This window comes from Adlercreutzia sp. ZJ304 (assembly GCF_011039075.1).
Taxonomy (GTDB): domain Bacteria; phylum Actinomycetota; class Coriobacteriia; order Coriobacteriales; family Eggerthellaceae; genus Adlercreutzia_A.
Window position 1 is genome coordinate 1 of record NZ_JAAKEG010000033.1, and the last position, 930, is coordinate 930.

The window sequence follows — 930 nt, forward strand, 5'->3', positions numbered from 1 at the left end:
TTTCTGCAAGATTTGTATACATTAAAAGTTGCAATTGAGCAGATTTGCGACGTAATAGCTGTTGCAAACAGTTGATTTCATAGCGATTTTCGGTGTCACTAAATATCGCATTTCTGATACATAGGCATTAGATGTCATATCTAGGATTTTAAGAGAATTGCGTACTCTTAAATTATTAGAAAGGTGTAAAAAGATATGGCATCAGAGCAAAGACAGAAGCTAACCATTAAAAACCAATATATGTTCAACAGAGTTATGACAGATGAGGATATATGCATCAAAACGCTAGAGCGTATATTAAACAAAAAGATAGAGTCCCTTGAATACAAAAATGCAGAACAGGCATTTGAACCTCTGGCGCACACAAAAGGGGTGCGCCTTGATTTGTTTGCTAAAGGAGAAAATAAGGTATATGACATAGAACTTCAAATTCAACCTAGAAAAGATATTGCAAAAAGATACAGATATTATCAAGCAGCTATTGACACAGCCTCTCTTGATAAAGGAGACGAATACTTATCTCTTCCGGTTAGCTACATTATCTTTATATGCGATCATGATCCATTCAAACAAGGGCTACCAATATATACGATTAAAAGAAAATGCATTGAAGATGCATCTATCGACATAAAAGATGATTCACATTGGTTAGCTCTAAACTGTAAGGCTTACAACAAAACAAAGGATGCAAAACTTGCCAGTTTTATGGAATACATCTCAAATGGTAAGATTAACCCTAAAGATGACCTCGTATTATCAATGGCAAAAGCGGTAGATAGAGCCAATGAGAAAAGAGAGTGGGTGGATAAAGTGTTTTCTGTAAGCACTATAGAAGAAGATATAAGGCGAGAAGCTAAATGGGCTGCAGAAGATGCTGTCAGAGCAGAAATGCAAGAAGTTCTTGCAGAAGCTGTAAAAGATGCTCGCAAA

General features: G+C 35.9%; 1 protein-coding gene. It reads left to right on the forward strand.

Annotated features, from left to right (window positions below; genetic code table 11):
- Positions 1–195: 195 nt before the first annotated feature.
- The coding region (locus tag G7Y46_RS09055; protein WP_165254024.1) for an Rpn family recombination-promoting nuclease/putative transposase at positions 196–930 on the forward strand (735 nt) is incomplete at its 3' end.